Annotated in this window: 13 protein-coding genes; 3 read left to right on the top strand and 10 right to left on the bottom strand. The window is 49.7% G+C overall.

Going from position 1 to position 15,744, the window contains the following annotated elements; genetic code table 11:
* Positions 1 to 19: 19 nt before the first annotated feature.
* The 6 genes from GA0116948_RS16125 to GA0116948_RS16100 form a co-directional block, all read right to left on the bottom strand.
* On the bottom strand, positions 20 to 1,660 hold the full coding sequence (locus GA0116948_RS16125) for a TldD/PmbA family protein (protein ID WP_205686170.1): 1,641 nt from the start codon (positions 1,658 to 1,660) through the stop codon (positions 20 to 22).
* A 99-nt stretch (positions 1,661 to 1,759) separates the two neighbouring features.
* Positions 1,760 to 3,511, bottom strand: a complete 1,752-nt coding sequence (locus GA0116948_RS16120; protein WP_089714086.1) for a hypothetical protein — start codon at positions 3,509 to 3,511, stop codon at positions 1,760 to 1,762.
* A gap of 38 nt (positions 3,512 to 3,549) precedes the next feature.
* Positions 3,550 to 5,634, bottom strand: a complete 2,085-nt coding sequence (locus tag GA0116948_RS16115; RefSeq protein ID WP_089714084.1) for a DUF4175 family protein — start codon at positions 5,632 to 5,634, stop codon at positions 3,550 to 3,552.
* Entirely contained in the window at positions 5,627 to 6,868 is a 1,242-nt protein-coding gene (locus tag GA0116948_RS16110) for a BatA domain-containing protein (RefSeq protein ID WP_123891854.1), read from the bottom strand. Before GA0116948_RS16110 ends, GA0116948_RS16115 begins: the two co-directional genes overlap by 8 nt.
* 15 nt (positions 6,869 to 6,883) lie before the next feature.
* Positions 6,884 to 7,765, bottom strand: coding sequence for a DUF58 domain-containing protein (locus GA0116948_RS16105; protein WP_205686171.1), 882 nt, complete (start codon positions 7,763 to 7,765; stop codon positions 6,884 to 6,886).
* 11 nt (positions 7,766 to 7,776) lie between these two features.
* On the bottom strand, positions 7,777 to 8,775 hold the full coding sequence (locus GA0116948_RS16100; RefSeq protein WP_089714078.1) for an AAA family ATPase: 999 nt from the start codon (positions 8,773 to 8,775) through the stop codon (positions 7,777 to 7,779).
* 124 nt (positions 8,776 to 8,899) lie between these two features.
* On the opposite strand from GA0116948_RS16100, the gene GA0116948_RS16095 reads away from it, so the two are divergent.
* The 3 genes from GA0116948_RS16095 to GA0116948_RS16085 all read left to right on the top strand — a co-directional run bounded on the left by GA0116948_RS16095 (position 8,900) and on the right by GA0116948_RS16085 (position 11,098).
* Positions 8,900 to 9,544, top strand: coding sequence for a DUF4159 domain-containing protein (locus GA0116948_RS16095; protein WP_089714076.1), 645 nt, complete (start codon positions 8,900 to 8,902; stop codon positions 9,542 to 9,544).
* Positions 9,545 to 10,089: 545 nt separating this feature from the next.
* Positions 10,090 to 10,728 carry a SatD family protein gene (locus GA0116948_RS16090; protein ID WP_089714074.1) on the top strand — a complete coding sequence of 213 codons (639 nt, stop codon included), beginning with the start codon at positions 10,090 to 10,092 and terminating at the stop codon, positions 10,726 to 10,728.
* 40 nt (positions 10,729 to 10,768) lie between these two features.
* A complete protein-coding gene (locus GA0116948_RS16085) occupies positions 10,769 to 11,098 on the top strand; it encodes a hypothetical protein (protein WP_089714072.1) in 330 nt (109 codons plus the stop codon).
* A gap of 82 nt (positions 11,099 to 11,180) precedes the next feature.
* Here the strand turns inward: GA0116948_RS16085 and GA0116948_RS16080 are convergent, their stop codons facing one another.
* From GA0116948_RS16080 to GA0116948_RS16065, 4 genes are all read right to left on the bottom strand, one after another.
* Complete coding sequence (locus GA0116948_RS16080; RefSeq protein WP_089714071.1) at positions 11,181 to 11,432, bottom strand: hypothetical protein; 252 nt, start codon at positions 11,430 to 11,432, stop codon at positions 11,181 to 11,183.
* A 289-nt stretch (positions 11,433 to 11,721) separates the two neighbouring features.
* Entirely contained in the window at positions 11,722 to 12,804 is a 1,083-nt protein-coding gene (locus GA0116948_RS16075; RefSeq protein ID WP_089714069.1) for an AAA family ATPase, read from the bottom strand.
* Positions 12,805 to 12,908: 104 nt separating this feature from the next.
* Positions 12,909 to 13,778 carry an aldose 1-epimerase family protein gene (locus GA0116948_RS16070; RefSeq protein WP_089714068.1) on the bottom strand — a complete coding sequence of 290 codons (870 nt, stop codon included), beginning with the start codon at positions 13,776 to 13,778 and terminating at the stop codon, positions 12,909 to 12,911.
* Between the two features lie 317 nt (positions 13,779 to 14,095).
* Positions 14,096 to 15,724, bottom strand: coding sequence for a RagB/SusD family nutrient uptake outer membrane protein (locus GA0116948_RS16065; RefSeq protein WP_165798520.1), 1,629 nt, complete (start codon positions 15,722 to 15,724; stop codon positions 14,096 to 14,098).
* Between the last annotated feature and the right edge of the window lie 20 nt (positions 15,725 to 15,744).

Below are 15,744 nucleotides of genomic sequence, written 5' to 3'. Positions count from 1 at the left end.
TGTTAAGTGGTTAAAACATTTACCCGATTTTACGCGCGGTATTGATCACATTCACACCATCAAAGCGGGCGGTAGAACTTCCGTGCGATACTGCATTGGATTGGGAAGGCTGGCCTTTACCATCGTTAAAAGCCCCACCCAACCTGTAATCGCGCTTATCTGCAATAGCCGTGCAGGAATTCCAGAACTCGCGGGTATTAGCCTGGTAAGCCACATCTTTAAGCATACCCACTACCTTGCCTTCACTGATCTCGTAAAACGTTTGTCCACCAAACTGGAAGTTGTACCGCTGCTGGTCAATGGAGAAAGATCCATTGCCCATGATGTATATGCCTTTCTTGATATTTTTTATCATATCGTCTACACTCAACGTATCCTTACCCGGTTGCAATGATACGTTGGGCATGCGCTGAAACTGCACGTCGCTCCAGCTTTGTGCATAACAGCAGCCCTGCGATTCCTTAAGTCCAATGATATGGGCCTGGTCGCGGATAGCCTGGTAGTTTACCAGCACGCCATCTTTGATAAGTTCCCATTTCTTGGGAGCCACCCCTTCATCGTCGTAGCCTACGGCGCCGAGCGAATGCGGCTGGGCCTTATCGGCCACAATGTTTACCAGCTTGCTGCCAAACTGGAAGTTGCCGGAGCGCCATTTATCCAGCGTAAGGAAACTGGTGCCGGCATAGTTGGCTTCATAGCCCAGTACACGGTCTAGTTCCGTAGGGTGGGCCACCGATTCATGAATGGTGAGCCAGAGATGGGAAGGGTCCAGCAGCAGGTCGTACTTACCCGGTTCCACACTCTTGGCAGTCATTTTCTGGGTAACGTCTGCGGTGGCATTTTTCACATCTTCCAATATGTCATAGCGGTCTTTATATCGGGTTACGAGGCCGCTTACTTTGCTTTCCGGTGTGGGCGTGAGGTATTCATAGCCCATACCCATGGGAGAACTAAAGGAGGCGCGGGTCTCGAATTTGCCGGAAGCCTTATCGATTTTCGTCACATTAAACTGGGGATAAATGCGGTGAATATCCTGGTCTATGTAGGAACCATCCGTTGAGGCGAAATATTTTTGTTCATTGGAGGCGAAGATGCCTGAGTTCACAAAATTTGCGCCGCCCTGCAGGGCAATGCTATTCACCTTCAGGAGCAGATCTACCTTATCTCTTACCGGCACGGCAAAGGCACTTTGTTCGATGGGGGTTTTCCAGGTTACTTCGCCATAGCCCTTTTGCGGAGCCAGTTGCACCGGGTCGGCGGGTACGCGGCTATTGGCTTTAGCAACGGCCACGGCGCGCTCGGCGGTGCGGGCAATGTCTTCTTTCGTCACCTTGTTGGTAGCGGCAAAACCCCAGCTACCATTGGCAATAACACGGATGCCTACTCCATAGGATTCTGTATTGGCCACATTCTGTACACGGGTTTCGCGGGTCAGTACAAATTGGTTCAGGTAACGGCCAATGCGTACATCGGCATAGGTAGCACCCTTAGCTTTAGCCGCATTGAGTGCCACATCCGACAGCTCTTTTTTAAGCTTTACATCTATGCCCTCATGCAGTGCTTCCAGCGGGTCAATAGACCGTCCGAAAGCCGGGATGTTGGGCAACATAAATGCACCCAGGCCCATGGCGGACCATTGTAGAAAGTCTTTTCTTTTCAAGATGTAACCCTTTTGAGATTTAGATAATGGTTTTTGTTGACTGATAGCAATGGCGTAAGCACAAGCTAGTTAAAAACTCACGAGAATGAAAACCGCTTATCACAATTTCCGCTCCAGCCACAAAAATCCCGCTGCCGCCAGGAAAGCGAGGAAAAAATAAAGCGGGGGCATGGGGAGGCCTTGATCCTGATTACTTCGTATATTCGTTTCCGTTAGTTCTCTTATAGGTTGGCGGGTGTAAGCCTCCGTAATCTGCAAGCGGGCTGCGCTGCGAAGCGACTGCCAGTCTTTTTCCGTGTACACATACCAGGGCGAGCCGCTTTCAATGGCCTGCCAGCCGGCGCTACGGGGCCAGGCTGTGGCTTGCCAGCGGAAGGGCATAGCGCTATTGGGGGCAAATGCCAGCGTAGTATCCTGCGGAGGATGATTGCTTTCCCGGAAAAGTGAAACGGGGGTATGGGGCAGCGGGAATGCCGTTTCCCCATACACAGCATCCGATGCCGGTTTTTCCCTGGCAGTCTTTTGCAGCAACTGGCTCCACACCTGTGCATAATTATCGGCTTGTGCGGCAAGCTGCCAGGTATACGTATCCGTAAGCGTGGAGGTTACTATCCTGCCCCTACCATACAGGTGTATGGCACTCATCACATGCCCTTTATCGTCGGTATGCAGTGGCTGCACGCCGTCGCCAGGCCGGATATACACAGCCTGCCCCGTATGCAGGGGGGCCATCAGCTGCTGGCCGTCCTTCCATACAATTACCTGCTCCTGAGCCGCTGTTGCGGTTTGCAAGCCGATACCCTGTGTGTAGAAAGCATGGGTATTTTGACCGCTATCTGCTTTCACAAGCAGGCCCATACCTTGTTCCACCTGTGCCGCTATGGCGGCGAGGTCGGGGCCGGGCAGGGCTTGCAGGGCGGCGGCATCGGCTACTACCAGGTCGTAATGGGCCAAGCTGGCCGCAGTGAGGGGTAGCGCATCTTTATGCCGGTTCATAAAGCCCTGGTCATACCGGGCCTTACTAATCACCGTACGCATGGCTACTTTGCTGCCATGACTGCCCAACCAGTCTTTGAGAAAACGGTTCTCCGCATCGGGCATGGCAGCCAGCAGCAGTACGTTGAGGGTATCTGCGGGTGTTACAAAAACAGGCAGGGGATCATTGGACAGGGTATCGCTCCCCTGCATGGCTATGATACGGTATACAGCCCCCCCGCTGTGTTTGGGGCGGGCAGTTAGGGTAAAGGGGACGTTGTCTGCGGCAGCCGCAGCGGGTATTAACTGCGAATCGAGTGGCGCATGTAACCCATAAAGCAACAGCTTTACCGCTTTATGTTGGCTGCGGGAGTATTGCCCCTGTACTTGCAACGCTTCTCCAGTAGCCAGGCGTTGTTTCCAACTGATATGGATAACGCCTGCCGGTGTGGGAGAAGGATGAAAAACGAAACTTCCTGAAGATAACTGATAAGGAGCCAGGCCACTGCCCACTACCTGTATCGTTTTTCCTGCCTGCACCCAGTTTTCGGGATATGGCATCCACTGCGCATTCCAGCGCCGGCCTTTTACCCAGGCCAGGCTATCGGCAGCATATACGGATGTATGTGGGTTGTACAAGGCCTTCACTGTATCGGTATCAAATCCATCCGTAAGCACGATCACCTTTTCCTGTGTGGGGGCATGGACGGGCGGTAGCCGCAAAGGCAGCGCCATGGCCAGGAGTGCGCCAATGGCCACTACCGTAGCCAGCAACCGCCAGGGCAGGCGCGCCTTATTGCTGCGCTGTATTTCGGCAGCCACCAGCCAGATGGTCAGCAAACCTGCTATGATAAAAACGATCCTATCCCAATTCATAAATTTCCATTTTCAAAAGCCGCAATGAACGCCGCGTATTATTTTTTCAAGGCCTGCAATTGTTCGAAATAATGCTGCGATAAATGCATGTCCTCCTCCTGCTCCCTCCTGTAAGGTTGCCAGGCCGGCGGCGGCAGCAATTGTTGCAGGGCGCGCTCTGTGGTTTGAAAATCGCTGCCCGCAGGGCCTTGTTCCAACATGCGCCGCAGGGCTGCTACTGGCGGCAGGTAAGTAGCCGGATCGGAGGCGGCGTGGGTGGCCAATTGTAACCCGGCCCGCTGTAATACCTGCTGCTGGCGGATATCTGGCGTGGTGCCGCTTTGCCACAATTCCAGTATGCCCAGCGAAAGGCGCAATAATGTATCGGATCCAATATTACGTATATTCCTTTCCGTTAGTGGATCAGCAATGCCGGTGAGCACGCCGGTAAGTCGCTTTTCTGGTTTTAGCGGGGTAAGCTTCACCCCTGTTTTAGCCACGTAGGCACGGGATTGCTGTTGCAGGTCTTTAAGCATACGCAGGGCTTTGTAAGCGTAAGGCAATGCCTCGGCAGGTTTATAGGTGCGCAGGCGCAATTCGGCATTCCACATTTCGGTGAGGGTGGCCTTGAGTTGGGCCTTTGTTGTTGGATCGAAGAAACCAGCATCTTCGGCATTATCATGTTTGTCTGTTACGGCGTCAAGTATCTTGGCAGCGTTGCTAAAATCGGCGGGATTGTCCAATTGCGCCAGGGCTTCCCTGGCTTCGGCACCGTCTTCAGCTTCTTCGCCCAGGAACTGGCCGTAACGCAAGCGCAGCAATTTCTGATCGCTACCCAGATCGCTGCTTTTATCCTGAAATTGTTGCAGGCGAATGGTGTCTTTATCCCGCAGCAGTTGCTCGGTTTCCATGATAATCTGGCGCTCACTGCGGAAGAAGGCCGGTTTCAGGTCTACCCCATTGGCCATGCCATCCAGCTTCATAAGTTGGGCCGTATCTTCCCACACCACCATGTTGCGGTCTGAACGGCCTTGCTGGTGCAGCGCGTCCTGTGCGCTGAGGTAAAAATACAGTTCATCTCCGGGCTGCATCTGCAATGCCCGCAGGTCTAACAGTTTAGCCACGGTGGCACTGCGCGTGCCGGCGGATATGGGCAGTGGCATTTTTTGTTCCCGGAATTTCACTGCTTCTCCTTCCCCGCTGGCAATGGTGATAAACAGCGTATCGCTCAACAACCCGTAATCGTCGCTGATGCTGGCCAATAACTGCACTTGCGGCGGCCTGCCATAATCGATGAGGGTATAGGCTTTGGGAGATTGAACTTGTATTTGCGGGGGCTGATCTTTAATAACTTCCAGCTTATATAAGGCAGACCATTGCCCATTGAGCTGCGCCTGATAATAACCCGGCTGCTGTATGGTAATGCCCAATTGCCAGTGTGTGCTGTCTGTCGATGTTAAATTTACAGTCAGCGAATCATTAAAACGTAGTGCCAGCGCAGGTACTGGCCGGGTGGTGGTAATTTGCCAGCGCACGTTGCTGCCGGCCACTACTTTTAACTGGAAATTTTCCTGCGTACGTTTTTCCAGGTGCGTATAAGTGGGTGGGGTGATATGTACCACTACGCCTTCGATTTCAGGCAGCCTGGTTTCCGGGAGGGTATCTTCTACCATTGCTCCAGCCATATTTTGCTGTGCCAGGCGTGCAGACACATACGTTGCAAAAGCAGCCAGGGAAAGGCTTCCGGCGGCCGTAAGAACAGCCATACGCCATGTTCTTGTAAAAGGTGGCAACACCTTAAGCCCTGGCAATATCGCATTCACTTTCTCGGCTTGCAGGCCAGGCAACCCTTGCAAATGCTTTTCCAATAACAGCGTTGTACTGTCTTCCATCTGCGGATGTTGCTGGTCTATCCATACCGCCACGTCTTTATCCCGGAGCTTCCGGTAGGAAAAAACATAATGGAAGATCGCCGTACTGAGTACCCACAAAGGCAGCATCCACCACATACTCCAATGCCAGGTAATGTGTAGCAGCGAAGTAACAATACCGCTCACCGACAGTCCGCGCAGGGCATTGATCAAAAAGCCCTGCCACTGCCAGCGGCGTAGTAATTGTTGAATAATATATAAGCCTTTATCCAATTGTTTCTTCCTTTTGTTTAGTCAATAAACCGGCGGTTATTCTTTCCAGTACAAATAAAATAAGGAGCAGCAGCCAGCCGGTAGTACGCAGGTCATTTACCGGCGGATGAATGGTTGATGCAATGCCGGCCACCTGTACAGGTTGTACGGCCTGTTCCGGCAGGGCACGTTGATCGCTGTAATGGCCGGGGTATATCAGTTGCAGGAGCAAGGCCGGTAATTGCGGGCTCCAGGGCAAATCGTTCCAGGAGGTATTAAAGTGCGTATAGGCGTAATAGTGAGTACCGTTCCGGGTAAGTAGCGGATAGCCATACCCATCCCGCCAGAGGGCTTCCTGTTCCGATGCCTGCACACGTTGGTAAATAGCGATCTCCGTATTGCCAGGCTGTAACCAAGATTGTTCGCGCTGGGCAGCGCCCGGCACGTATTGCAAAACATGGGAGGCCTTCACATTGGGCAAAGGCGATTCCGACAGCCAGAACAACCATTCTTGCTGTGCTGGCAGCGCAGCGGCAGTACTTACCCTGCGCACCTCCATATTCTTTCCGCTGAACTGGCGGATGGCCAGTAGCGCAGCCTGCACATAGGATGCGTCTGCTGCGTGTGAGCCATCATAAATGGTGAAACGCTGTATAGAAGTATCTGGTGGCGGTGGCGGCATACTAACGGTATCGGGTACACGCGTACGCCAGTGCAGCTCCATTTGCACCCGGGGCCGTTGTCCACTGAAATGACGTTGCAAACGGTCTGTAAAAATGTATACCGGTTGCCCAGGTAATATCACTTGTTGCAGCAATGCCACCGTAGCCCAATAGTTCTGCTGGCCGGTATCGGAGGCTTGCAGGTCTTTTACGCGCACCAAGGGGAAGTCTTTCTCAAAGTAATGTAATGCAAAACCAGCCTTCACCAAGGAATCGATTTCCTTCCTGTACGCATTGGCCGAAGGCCTGGATACCAGCACCCACCCCTGCTTTGCAGTTGCCCCGGGCGAAGCTTTCCACACCGGACCTGCCAGCAGTAAAGCCAGCAATATGAGCAGCAAGCAGCGCAACAGCAATAGCCACCAATCGTTTACATGCAGGCTCCGCGCACTACTCCGGGGGGTTTCCCGCAACAATGCCACACTACCTATCTGCAATACCTTATTCTGCCGGTGGTTCCACAAATGAATAAGCACCGGCACGCTGATGCCTGCCATGCCAAGTAACCATATGGGTTGTAAAAATTGAAGCAAAATGCAGATCGTTGTTTAAATACTCATCTTCTGACGCTGATTCAAAAAATCACGGAGAGCCTGGTCCATGGGTGCATCCATACGCAGGAGGCGGTAGGAAATGCCCTGTTCCAGCATCTGCTGGCGAATGGCCGCTAACCAGGTTTTTAACCGCTCCAGGTAAAGCCCGCGCACCTGGCCAGCATGGATATTAACAGTTTCTCCCGTTTCCAGGTCTTGCAAACTGCTGTATTGGCCATAGTCCAGTTCCAGCTCATTACGTCCCATTACCTGAAACAAAATGATCTCGTGCCGGTAGGCCGACAGTTCTTTCAGCAACTGCCCGATCTCTCCTTCCCGTTCATAAAAATCGGTGACGATGATCACCAGCTCTTTGTGAGAGGTAGTGGCAAAGATATTTTTGTAGTATCCCGGTGCGGTAAACTGGCCCCCCGGTTGCAAATTTTCCAGTTGATAATAAAAGCGTTGTAAGTGTTGCGCATCGCGCCGGGTTGCCAGTACATGTACACCCTTTTCTGTAAGGCCATACAGGCCAATGGCGTCCCCCTGTTTATGTGCAAGATACCCCAACGCGGCGCACAGATGACGGGCATAATCCATTTTCGTATATCCGTTATCATTATGTTCCATGGATTGGCTGGCATCCACTATGAATCGCACGGAAATGCTCGTTTCTACCTCCGATTCGCGGATGTAATACCGGTCGGAGCGGCCATACATCTTCCAGTCTAACCAGCGCAGGTCGTCGCCGGGCTGGTAGCTGCGATACTGGCTAAATTCAAGCCCCGTACCTTTGCTGGCGCTTTTATTAATGCCGGTCATAAAACCATCTATCACTGTTTTGGCAAACAGCGACAGGTCTTTGATAGCCATTAGTGTAGCAGGAGCCGGTTGCATAAAGCGAATGTTTACAATTTACCTTTTGGTTTTTCCACTCCTTGAATGAGTGCTGCAGTAGCCATATCTGGTGTAATATTTTCTGCCTCCGCCCTGAAATTCATCAGCAGCCGGTGGCGTAGCACCGGGTAAGCCATGGCCTGCAGATCTTCTGCCGTAACGGCATAGCGGCCTAATGATAAGGCACGGGCCTTGGCCGTGAGTATCAGCGCCTGCCCGGCGCGAGGGCCAGCGCCCCAACGCACCCACTCCTTTATGTAGGCCAGTGGCGTTATATCCGGACGGGTGGCACGCACCAGCAGGGACACATATTGTATCAATGCTTCACTGATGCTTACCTCCCGTACAAGGCTTTGCAGTTGTATGATCTCTGCAGCATTGAGCACGGGTGCTACTTTTACTTTAGTTGTGCCGGTAGTGCTGCTCAGTATCTTTACTTCCTCCTCTGCAGTGGGATAACCTATTTTAATGTAAAGCAGGAAGCGGTCTAGCTGCGCTTCCGGCAAAGGATATGTACCTGCTTGTTCTATCGGGTTTTGGGTGGCCAGGATAAAGAAAGGCCGGTCCAGCGGGTAGGTTTGGCCGCCATAAGTCACCGAAAATTCCTGCATGGCCTCCAGCAGTGCGGCCTGCGTTTTGGGAGGCGTACGGTTTATTTCATCTGCCAGTACGATGCTGGCAAACAACGGTCCCTTGTTGAATTTGAAGAAACGCTTGCCCGTAACATGATCCTCCTCCAGCACTTCCGTTCCTACAATATCGGTGGGCATGAGGTCTGGTGTAAATTGTATGCGGCGGAAAGGCAGGTCCAAAGCATCTGCCAGCGTGCGCACCATCAGTGTTTTGGCCAGTCCCGGCACGCCTTCCAGCAGGCAATGACCACCTGCCAGCAAGCTCACCACGATCTCTTCAATAATGGTGTTTTGACCGACTATCACTTTTTGGATTTCTGACTTTAACTCCGGTAATTTATTTAGTAATTTGTCGATTGCAAGGCTTGGCTGACTCAAAACAAGTGATTTTGGTTAGAAAAAACGATTTTTATCGGGCAAACGCCGGCATAAGCACCCTTGTAAAATAAAGTTATATTTAATTGCAGGCCACAAAATTTATACAAACGGGCAAAAGCTAAGCATGAGTGCAGCGATAAGAGATATTCAAGGCAATAAATTTACCTTCACACGGTTGCGCTACCGCTCCGGCGATTGGGATACTGATCAGCGCATGCCATCTAACCTGCTGAATTCACTGATAGAGTACACCACAGTACCGGTGAACTTGCAGGAAAAGGTAATAGACCTCAGTAGCAATGATATTTTTAATACGCCCTTTTGCTACCTCAGCGGTCATAAACTGGTACAGTTCGACACCGTGGAAGCTGCTCATTTCAAACAATATGTGCAAAACGGAGGCTTTGTTTTTGTAGACGATTGCAATCACGATATTGATGGTTTGTTTGCCCGGTCTTTTGAAGCACAGATGCAATCCCTGTTTGGCCAGGACGCGCTGCAAAAAATCCCCAAAGACCATCCACTATACCGCAGTTTTTTTACCTTCGAAAAAGGCCCACCCAATACCTCTTTCGAGCTAAATGGCTGGGGCGACGACCTCGTACACGACTACCTCAAAGCCATTACTATTCATGGCCGCATTGGCGTACTGTATAGCAATAAAGATTATGGATGCGAGTGGGACTATGATTTTCGTAACAAACGTTTTCTTGCAGAAGACAATACTAAATTTGGAATAAATATTATTATGTATGCTTTGCTTTTTTAGTGAGAAGTACTATGGCAATCCTATTCGCCCTTTTTAATCGCTAATCGCATGGCTATTCTTTATGCTTCTGCTGAAAACGGGAACTGAGCGAATACCGCTCACAGCTATGCCGGCGAAGAGGGTGAGTAATTTGGCAGCATCGTATGTATTATTCCACTCCTCATCAGCATTAAATAACCAACAAAGAGGATAAACAACGAATAAATAAAATTTACCGGAACCAATGAAAGGCCTATTCCCCGTGGTTTTGAGAAAGGAGTAGGAAACTTGTTCCCGGAAATTCCCTGTACATGATGGGATGTCGCATTAGCCAGAAAAGCCCCGGCAAAAAAGGATGCGGGGTAGAGGCTGAAGTTCATAAGACAAAATGGTTAGGTGCTTTTTCGTAAAGCTCATGTTGGCCTCGTAATGATATATGAAATATGTTGCCATTCCAGTCTGCTGCCAGGCTACAGCTAACAGGCTTTTATTTCATCAAAAGTGAAATTTTCTTATATTTTTCATAAATACTGAAATAATCATAAAAATTTCATTATTTTTGAAATATGAGCAAGCACCTCTATTTTATCTTAATGGCCGACATTATTGGAAGCAGGCAAAGCGATCAACGCTTGCTGATGGCTGATTTTAAGGCGTTGGTAACTAAGATCAACAAAAAACAAAAAAAAACATTGTTATCCCCCATCACCATTACACTGGGGGATGAGTTTCAGGGCATTATTCATGACCTGCCCGCTTCCCTGAAAATTATGCTCGAAATGGAAGAAATGATCATTGCATTGGGAAAAACATTTAAATTACGCTATGTGCTGATGCAAGGTGAAATAGATACGCCTATTAATCCAAGCATTGCCTATGAAATGCTTGGCCCGGGCCTTACAGCTGCCAGGGAAACCCTTAATCAGTTAAAGCGCGATCATCACCGTTTTGAAATTAATTTACAGGACCAGGCGCTTTCCGGAGCACTTAACAATAGTTTTTTTGCCCTGCAAAGTATTGTAGACAATTGGAATCCGGAAAAAGATTACGCCCTGGTAGATGGTTTCCTGCGCTACATCGACTACAAAAAAGTGGCGGCGGCATTGCATAAAACCCCTTCCCTGATGTGGAAAAGGGAAAAAAGCTTACAGATCAAAGCATACAACGCACTCAAAGCAGTTATCAATTATCTGGGAGGAAATTAATATGGCTAAATGTTGGATACTATTTGTTGGACTTATCCTCATGGAAATCTTGGTTGCATTCGTATTTGCCATGATTGCACAAATTTTCTACAAAAAAGTGGGGTTAAACTTTAAATCCATTTTCAAAGGCGTGGCAGAACGGCTTTTCTTAACGATTGCGCTGGTACATGACCTTACCAGTGCGCTGACTTTTTTCAGCGCACTAAAATTGGCCACCCGTCTGAAACACAAGGAAGCAGACGATGAACACAATAAGTTTAACGACTATTACCTGATGGGCAACCTGGCATCTGTAACGGTAGCGATCCTGTACGTGTACGTTTATAAAAATTTTGATGCCATTCCATTGTTTTACAAGCTATCGCATTGACCGTACGGTTGCTGCACGGTTGCATACCAGCGCAACCTAACATACCCTAACAATGCAAATATGCTATGGCACCCCATTAATTTTACCCTACCGCCTCTTCACTCAGGATGTCTAGCACCTCTGCACCAGGCAAAGCACCTTTGATATAGAAGAAATCTTTTATTACAAAAGAGCCATTAATGCGCTCCAGGAGCCGCAATTCATATTTTTCTTTGACATGGCTCCCCTTGAGCAGGTGGGTCGTTTTGGAAAAAGCAGACCGTGCATGTTCTCTGCTCGCATAGTCTGCATAACAGAGTACATTAAAAACTGAACACAAAATAATACGCATCATAACCCAGGTTTTTAAGGATTGGAAATCGCTTCATTGCATGCATAGCAATGAATAACGCGTCTATGTGTTAAGGAATTGAAAACGTTTGTAACGTGTTGTGGGAAAGTGAGTAGCTGATTTTTTAAACAATGTTGCTAATAGTGAAATTAACAATATAAGCCCATATAAAAAAATCAGCCTGTCACTTTTAGAAAACGTTCCTATAATTCCAATGTAGCGCCGCAGCCTATAGCCCGCCAACGCTCACGGACTAGTACCACTCCTTTAAGCTCATTATTTTTGCGCCACATTATTTCCTGGCGGGCATGCTCCAATGCTGTAAGCTGGCCGCTGCCTGAGGTTTCTCCAATATATACCGCTGCCCATTTAACCATTTGCCCTGGTGAATCCATGCTGGCAAATGCGTGGTAAATATAAGCTGCGCATGGCGGGGATTTAATTCAGGGTGCTGGAACAGGGCCACCAGCCCTTGCAGTATTGAAAGAGATAAATGGGCGTCCAGGTCATCGAGGAAAAGGGCTCCCCCTTCATTAATCACTTTCAGGATGGCCGGTGTAATAGCCAGCAGGCTGCGTGTGCCGGCGGTAAGGGTGTTATGGAGGGTGTTTTCTGTTGGCACCCCGGTATCCGGAGGCGTACCATGCCGGCGCAGCAGCGCCTGCGTACGGATGACGGATTGCATGGTGGCAGCAATGTAGCCGATGCCTAGTTCATCATACAATCTTCGCAGGCTCATTACCGGTACGGGGATGGCCAGTTGCTCTTCCCAGCCGGGAGCAAAGGGCCAACCGCCTGCGGCATCTACCACCTGGCAGCGGCGATACCAATTTATTAGTGGCGCTACTAGTGGAAAATGTAGCCTGGCCGCAATAGTAAGCAGTAAAATATTGGAAGGGGTAATGCCAATAAGCCGCCGGGCATCCACAAAAGTGGCATGCACCAGCAAAGCCTGGCCCTGCCGGGAAAACAAACGCAACTCCCGCCGCCCTTTGCGCTCGTAGAGCCATTCTGCCTGCACCTGGCGGTCTTTAAGTTCAAAACCGTAACGGTAACGAACATCCTCACCCAGTAGCAGTATTTCAAAAAAGGAAGGACCCGCCGCCCCGCTACCGCCGGCCGCAAAAGGACTGCAATGTAAAGCTGCTTCCTGCCAGCCTTCCAGCACTGCCCGGGTCATAAATTGCAGGGCTTTCCCTAAATGGCTTTTGCCGGTGGCAGTATCGCCTAGAATGCCCACCACTTGCAAAGCATTGCAGCCGGCAGCCTGCACCACGCGTACGTCTCCGGCAGCATGGCGACCATCTGCGTGTAGGGATAAAGATTGTTTTTCTCTAAAACAGCAGTAATTGCCCGTGGTAAATTTTAGTAACATGGACTTAGGGTTTGGGTAACAATTGAGTAATTTCCGTTCTCCCCCCTAAGGTCCGCCTTTCCCTCCGCGATTTTGCTAACGTTTAGTTAACACTAAATTTTTTCTTATAATAGTGTTACCTCCCATTGCCGTTCAAATACCCCGTTCGCCTCCAGCGTTATAATGCCTTCCTTCCTGGTAAGGTCTCCACTGGCGTTCACGCTATCTGCTATGCCGCACCAGGGTTCAATGCATACGAAATCTGCATTGGGGGCCGCCCATATACCCAGGTAGGGAAAACCTGCAAAATGAAACCGCAGCCCACGTGGGGTCGCATTGCTTTTGAGCGTCACTACATCAGACTGCAAATGTTTAAATACCAAGGCATCTTCAGCAAACAATTCCTTTTTCAGTGGCAGGGTATTGGTATTTTCTAACAGGGGGGCCGGGGCTTCCTGCACCAATCCTTCGGCAGACAACGGCCAGCGGCCTGCATTTTCTACATGGTTAAATTCCAGCCGGTAATCTTCATAAGTAGTGCCGGGAACCAGGGGCACCTTAAATGCAGGATGGCCGCCCACGGAAAAATAAAGCGGCTCCGCGCCGGGATTCTTCACGTGATATTTTACCTGTAAAGTGGTACCAGACAAGGTGTAGGTAATTGCAAACAAAAACGGAAATGGATAACGGGAACGGCTATCCGCAGTATCTCCCAGTTCTAGGGTAATGCTGGTAGCGGCTTGTGCGGTCACGGTAAAAACAAGGTCGCGCGCAAAGCCATGACGGCCGAGCGAATAGGTTTTTTCCTTAAACGTATAGTTATTATTTTTCAATCCTCCCACAATAGGAAATAATACCGGACTTTTCTTGGCCCAGAATGCCGGATCGGCATTCCAAAGATATTCCTGTTGCAGATCGGTGCGCACGATATGTTGCAGTTCGGCACCTTTTTCAGCAATACTTACCTGAAGGCGATCATTGGATATTTGTAGCATGGTCTTGCATTTAAGAAGTAGATGAACTGCAAGTTAATACAAACGATTTATTTCTGCTTTTTAAACGGCAATTTTGAAAGTCAAAATAGTACTATGTCGTGGGTCGTTACAGCAGCGCATTCAAATATATTTTTTCACATGCCTAACATTTAGGCACGCTAGTTGACCCTGCTTTCCTGAACCCAGCCAGCATAGGTATGGCACAATGTGGAGGCAACGAATTTCCCTTAAAATAAATTTTATGGATCTACCTACCCGTGAAAACACAAAAGCCCGGCTTTAAGTAAAGCCGGGCCTTTGTGTGTATACTATGTTTATTAATTTTTAATGGGAGCAGAACCTGTAGCGGCGGCATTAAAGTCCAGCTCATTTTGCGGCACATCCCAGTAGTCCATGTAATTATAATCCATAAAGCAGGGCAATGCCTGAGCAGCATTGGAGCCAATGTATTGGCCCGGTACCATCACAATGGCGCCTGCACGGCCGCCGCCTTGTGCAGCAGGGGCCGTAACACCCCAGCGGCGAGCGTCGTAGAAGGCCACGCCCCTTTGGAACAGGCCTATTCTCCTTTCCCGGCGCAGCTCTTCGGTGGCCTGCGCCAAGTTTAACCCTGTGCCGGCCACATGCGCCAGGCCAGCGCCCTGAAAGTCGCGCACCTCGTCTATCAAGGCCAATCCAGCCTCGATGGCATCGGTATGTATGTCTGCTTCCGCAACCATCAGCGCCGCTTCTTCATACGATACACTAAGCGGCATGATGCCCACACTATTGTTGGTGGCATAACGGCCTCCATCTTCTATCGCAATTGCGTTCCAGCGGGTGCCAAATTGCAGGCCACGGCTACGTACATTCACCTGTGCAGCTGGCAGCAGTTCAAAGTTTTTGGTGAACCGCTGGTCTCCGGTTTTAAAATCCTGGATGAGCCTTTCGCTGACAAAGGTAAATGCAGCCCCCTCGCCCATGAAAGCAAACGGATGGAAAAAGTTGCCCGACAAATCATTGGTAGCATCGGGGTCCATACCAAACTGAAACACCACGTCGGAAGACAGTGAGCCAGCGCTGGCCAGGGTTTTCACGGTGGCCCAATCGGCGGCGGTCATGGTGGCTACTTTATGATTAGCCAGGAAGTTCCGGGCCTTATAAGTATTGATCATTCGTATCCACATAGCCGGTGTGGTAATATCTGTGTTATCATTGAACGTGGGTATAATGGCCGTCATCAATGCGTCGTAGTCTGCATTTTCGGTCAGTCCGTTCAGAATGTCGATGGCTTTATCGAAGTTGGCATTGGCTTCAGTAATGATTGCGTCATGGTCTACGAAGTTGCCATTGGTTAACCCATTGCCTGGCTCATTGGTAATAACGCCCGCAATGTACATAGAGCCTATGCGGGAATAGGAGAATCCTTTCCACCAGTAAGCCCAGGCGCTTAACACCGCCTTCTTGGTAGCAGCATCCCCGCTAAGTTTTAACTCGGTATTATCCAGGCTGGTAAGCAGCAGGTTGGCCTGCGCATTGGTGAAATAACAGGCCATCCACTCATAAAGAAAAGAGTTAGTGGAACCAGACAGGCGGGTATTGGTAGATTTCAATTGTTCCTGCTGGGTATTGCCAATAGGATTTATCACCTTGGTACCATCGGGCAGGGTAATGCTGTAGGTCTGACCGGTATAACGCATACCATAGTTTCCATACGGGGAGAATACTTCGTCGCCCAGGATAGAGTGGTTATTGGTACCGAGGAACATAATATTAGAACCACTTGCACCCGGTACGTCCGCTATCCATTTCTGGAATACGCCCAGTGCAAAATCCTTAATACCCGACTCTGTATTGAGGGAGGAGGGCGTGGGGCTATTCGGGTCTACCTGCTGCAAGGTATCTTTGTTACAAGCCGATAACCCGGCGGTGGCGCAGATTGTTAGATATATAAATAACTTTTTCATACTTTTTTCCATTTAAACGC

The organism is Chitinophaga costaii (assembly GCF_900094705.1).
Taxonomy (GTDB): Bacteria; Bacteroidota; Bacteroidia; order Chitinophagales; family Chitinophagaceae; genus Chitinophaga; species Chitinophaga costaii.
The sequence above is the reverse complement of the archived record's forward strand: the minus strand, read 5'-3'. Positions and strand labels throughout refer to the sequence as shown.

Coding starts and splice junctions, on each gene's coding strand:
- GA0116948_RS16120 (WP_089714086.1), bottom strand. CDS start 3,511: ATGAATTGGGATAGGATCGTTTTTATCATAGCAGGTTTGCTGACCATC.
- GA0116948_RS16105 (WP_205686171.1), bottom strand. CDS start 7,765: ATGCAACCGGCTCCTGCTACACTAATGGCTATCAAAGACCTGTCGCTG.
- GA0116948_RS16095 (WP_089714076.1), top strand. CDS start 8,900: ATGAGTGCAGCGATAAGAGATATTCAAGGCAATAAATTTACCTTCACA.
- GA0116948_RS16090 (WP_089714074.1), top strand. CDS start 10,090: ATGAGCAAGCACCTCTATTTTATCTTAATGGCCGACATTATTGGAAGC.
- GA0116948_RS16085 (WP_089714072.1), top strand. CDS start 10,769: ATGGAAATCTTGGTTGCATTCGTATTTGCCATGATTGCACAAATTTTC.
- GA0116948_RS16080 (WP_089714071.1), bottom strand. CDS start 11,432: ATGATGCGTATTATTTTGTGTTCAGTTTTTAATGTACTCTGTTATGCA.
- GA0116948_RS16075 (WP_089714069.1), bottom strand. CDS start 12,804: ATGTTACTAAAATTTACCACGGGCAATTACTGCTGTTTTAGAGAAAAA.
- GA0116948_RS16070 (WP_089714068.1), bottom strand. CDS start 13,778: ATGCTACAAATATCCAATGATCGCCTTCAGGTAAGTATTGCTGAAAAA.
- GA0116948_RS16065 (WP_165798520.1), bottom strand. CDS start 15,724: ATGAAAAAGTTATTTATATATCTAACAATCTGCGCCACCGCCGGGTTA.